The sequence below is a fragment of the Roseateles puraquae genome, from assembly GCF_002205845.1.
GTDB lineage: Bacteria > Pseudomonadota > Gammaproteobacteria > Burkholderiales > Burkholderiaceae_C > Pelomonas > Pelomonas puraquae.
Map to the genome: position 1 here is coordinate 1 of NZ_NISI01000033.1, position 4138 is coordinate 4138.

Below are 4138 nucleotides of genomic sequence, written 5' to 3' on the forward strand. Positions count from 1 at the left end.
CCCAGCTTGATGTACAGCTGCACGGCTCGAAGCCGGTCCTCGTATGAGTACATGAACTACCTCCAGGTAGTCCAAGAAATCGTCCGCATCCCCACCCGTGAGGGCCCTGCCGACCGAAATTTGACCCAGGTGTTCAACCTACCCTGCCCGAGATATCCACAGCTGGGCGGGGGTGTGAGGAGTGATCACCATGGTGATGATTGGCAAGGTCTTGCGGATGCACCACCGCGAGAAGAAGTCGGTGCGGGAGATTGCCAAGGCCACAAGCCTGGCGCGGAACACGGTGCGCAAGTACCTGAGGCTGGGCAAGGCGGAGGCGCCGCAGTACAGGCGGCCGGCGGTGCCGACCAAGCTGGCGCCGTACGTCGAGCAACTGGAGCAATGGCTGCGCGCCGATGCCCGTCGTCCGAAGAAGGAGCGGCGCAGCGCCAAGGCGTTGCTGGAGCAGTTGAAGGCTGCGGGCTACGGCGGCGGCTACAGCCGGCTGACCGACTACATCCGCGCCTGGAGGTTGGCCCAGGGCAGTGCCGCGACGGGTGATGCCTACGTGCCACTGAGCTTCGAGCTCGGCGAGGCCTTCCAGTTCGACTGGAGCGAGGAGCCACTGGTCATCGGCGGCGTGTACCAGCGGCTGCAGGTGGCGCACATGAAGCTGTGCGCCAGCCGCGCCTTCATGCTGGTGGCTTACCCCAGCCAGGGCCACGAGATGCTGTTCGACGCCCACACGCGCAGCTTCGCGGCCCTGGGCGGCGTGGCGCGCCGAGGCATCTACGACAACATGAAGACTGCCGTGGACCGCGTCGGCCGCGGCAAGAAGCGCGACGTCAACGACCGCTTCGCCGCACTGTGCGCGCACTACCTCTTCGACCCCGACTTCTGCAACGTCGCCTCGGGCTGGGAGAAGGGCGTCGTCGAGAAGAACGTGCAGGACAGCCGGCGTCGCATCTGGCTGGCGGCACGCGAGCAGCGCTTCGGGTCCTTGGAGGAGCTCAACGTCTGGCTGTTCGAGCGCTGCAAGGTGCTGTGGGCCGAGTTGCGCCACCCCGAGCACAAGGCCTTCAGCGTGGCGGAGATGCTGGAGCTGGAGCGCAGCCACCTGATGCCCAAGCCCGTGGACTTCGACGGTTATGTTCAGGACGTCTCTCGCGTGAGCAGCACCTGCCTGGTCACCGTGGCGCGCAACCGCTACTCGGTGCCCTGCGAGCTGGCGCGCCAGACGGTCAGCACGCGGCTGTACCCGCAGCGCGTGGTGATCGTGGCCGATGGGCGCGTGGTGGCCGAGCACGCCCGGCTCAGCGGCAAAGGCCACACCGCCTACGACTGGCAGCACTACGTGCCGCTGGTGCAGCGCAAGCCCGGCGCACTGCGCAACGGCGCGCCCTTCGTGGACCTGCCCGAGCCGCTGGCCAAGCTGCGCCAGGCCTTGCTGCGTCATGCCGGTGGCGACCGGCTGATGGCGCAGGTGCTGGCGCTGTGCAGCACGGCCGGCTTGGATGAGGTGCTGGTGGCGGTCGAGCTGGCGCTGGAGCACGCCGGCCCCAGCGGGCGGATCAGCCCGGAACACGTGGCCAACGTGCTGGCACGGCTGACGGCGCCGCAGCGACCGCCCAACGTCGCCACGCCGCTGAGCACGAGCACACCTGTGCAGGCCGACCCGGGCTTGTACGACCGGCTGCGCAAGCTCGCCCAGCAAGAGGCCGAGCAGGAGGCCGACCATGGCTGATGTCATTGCCGACCTGAAGGCCCTGCGCCTGCACGGCATGGCCGCCACCTGGGCCGAGCTCGGCGAACAGCACAGCGCCGAAGTCGAGCGCTCGCGCTGGCTGCTGGAACACATGCTGCAGGCCGAGGCCAGCGACCGCGCCACGCGCTCGGTGCAGCACCAGATGAGCAGTGCCAAGTTCCCGGTGCACCGTGACCTGGCCAGCTTCGACTTCGAGGTCTCGCCGGTGGACCGCAAGCTGGTCACGCAACTGGCCACCTGCGAGTTCACGGCCGCAGCGCACAACGTGGTGCTGGTGGGCGGCCCCGGCACGGGTAAGACCCATCTGGCCACGGCCCTCGGCGTGGCGGGCATCGGCACGCACGGCAAGCGGGTCAGGTTCTACAGCACGGTGGACTTGGTCAACGCGCTGGAGCGGGAGAAGGCTGAAGGGCGCGCCGGGCGCATCGCAGCCAGCCTGCTACGGCTGGACCTGGTGATCCTCGATGAGCTGGGCTACCTGCCGTTCAGCCAGGCCGGTGGGGCCTTGCTGTTCCATCTGATGTCCAAGCTCTACGAACACACCAGCGTCGTCATCACGACCAACCTGGACTTCGCCGAATGGAGCACCGTGTTCGGCGACGCCAAGATGACCACGGCACTGCTGGACCGGCTCACGCACCACTGCCACATCGTGGAGACCGGCAACGAGAGCTACCGCGTCACGCAGGCCACAGCGGCCACGCGCAAGCGCATCAAGGCGAGGGAACAGGAGCGCCGCAACAAGGGCGACGACGCGGGCTGAACAAGCTCGCCGCTACAGTTGTCCACAGCCGGCGTCACGCGACGCCGGCTCCAAGCCCTGGGTCAAAGTTCAATCGGCAGGGTGGGTCAAATTTAGATCGGCGCCAACAGCCTTAAGAAAGCCATTTGTCTTCATGGCTCCGATTGGCACATTCAATGGGCCCGTTTGAACCTTTACATAGCGCGCTTAGCGGGGGTTTCGCGCGCGAAGATCCCCGCTTTCAGGGCATGAGACTCAGGGCTTCGAGGTCTTAGGAGACCAGAAGGCGTAGTCGGCCGTATAGACGACACTTACGATCTGGCCGGCCACCATGCTCGTGCAGCCGTCTTTGACCGGCGCGACGCCCCCTTGTGTGGCAAGCCGCTGGATCGATGTGACCGTGTTCAGCATGCCGCCGCCCGCGTGCGACTTGACGTTCAGGAGCAGCCAAGGAATTGCACCGGGCATGGGCGCTTGCATGGAAGCCTGTACTTGGCCAACAACGCTGGAACCGTCATTCAGAGTCCATGAAGGGCCAGCACCATGGTTCCCGACCTTCTTGCCGGACTCGTCAAAGAGTTCGGCCTCTGGATGTTTGAATTGCCAGGCCCAAATGTCCTGCGCGCCCTTAGCGCACTCATAGATCTGGCGGCCGATGGCGTGGACGTGCAGAACAGCTTGCTGGCTGGCATCCGGGCGCAGGCTCTCTGGAACGGAATTTTCACTTTCGGCTGCCGCGAATGTATGAGGTGCGAGCAAGGCCGCCGCCGAGAAGATAAGGATGGAACGGAAGTTACGCATTTCAGCTCCCCACCAGGGCGCAAGCCAGGCGAGCGCCGCCACCGCCTAGCGCTGCAGGATGGTCGGAATGGTTGTCGCCGCCCACATGGATCATCAAGGCGCGCCCCGCCACTTCCGACAGTTTCATGATGCGTGGTGCGAGGACCGGATTGGTAGCCTGACCATCAGCCATGACATAGAGCGGCGGCAAGTCGCCTAGGTGGCCATCGCCCCAGGGCTCGCCGTGATGCTTGCTGCCCTTCGGGTCGAGATGACCGCCCGCCCCTCCCGCGGGGATGACGTTCCCGGTCGGCCCGGTGGAAGGCGCACACGAGCCGTTCTCATGGAAGTGAAAGCCATGTGCACCTTGAGGTAGCCCGGACAACTGGGGGTACAACGCCAAGCCATATGGCGTCTCCAGGATCCGAACCGTGCCTACGCTGGGGCCTGGCCCATCTGCGCGTGCCTCATACAGCGTGACGGTCTGATCAGCCGCGTATGCCGCGGGCACAGAAAGGCTTGCAGCGAGAGCAAGACCCAGCGTCGATCGTTTCTTCATTGGAACTCCAGTTGTGTAGCGCCTGCGCGCCCGTAAGTCGTTTCGGGGCGCGCATTGCAATACGTGATGTGAAGGGGTGCCGCACCCGCTTCTGTCTGCACGTACGAGTCTGGGTCGTATGCAGACACCTGCAAAAACGAGTTGTTACATATCGTCATGTAGGTGAGCTCGGGCAGCCGTCGTGGAGACATTTCAGTGGTCTTCCTGAATAGATGTGTCTGAATCGCCCCGGGTATCGCGGAGGCCCGTTGGTTTAAGTCAGACGGTCGCGGCCTGACCAGCGCGTTGTCGATGGTAGTTGGCCTCGAACTCG

The 4138-nt window shown here is 65.0% G+C and carries 4 protein-coding genes; 2 read left to right on the plus strand and 2 right to left on the minus strand.

The genetic code is table 11. The features are described 5' to 3' along the window. Positions 1–190 precede the first annotated feature (190 nt). The gene (istA, locus tag CDO81_RS27340; protein WP_088486432.1) at positions 191–1723 is read left to right on the plus strand and encodes an IS21 family transposase; all 1533 of its coding nucleotides are present in this window, start codon (positions 191–193) and stop codon (positions 1721–1723) included. Beyond that, positions 1716–2507, plus strand: a complete 792-nt coding sequence (gene istB, locus CDO81_RS27345) for an IS21-like element helper ATPase IstB (RefSeq protein ID WP_088486429.1) — start codon at positions 1716–1718, stop codon at positions 2505–2507. The genes istA and istB overlap by 8 nt, the downstream gene beginning before the upstream one ends. 234 nt (positions 2508–2741) lie before the next feature. On the opposite strand, the gene CDO81_RS27350 is transcribed toward istB, so the two are convergent. Next, the gene (locus CDO81_RS27350) at positions 2742–3287 is read right to left on the minus strand and encodes a DUF3455 domain-containing protein (protein ID WP_088486430.1); all 546 of its coding nucleotides are present in this window, start codon (positions 3285–3287) and stop codon (positions 2742–2744) included. Between the two features lies 1 nt (position 3288). Further along, a complete protein-coding gene (gene sodC / locus CDO81_RS27355; RefSeq protein WP_088486431.1) occupies positions 3289–3825 on the minus strand; it encodes a superoxide dismutase family protein in 537 nt (178 codons plus the stop codon). Positions 3826–4138 lie beyond the last annotated feature (313 nt).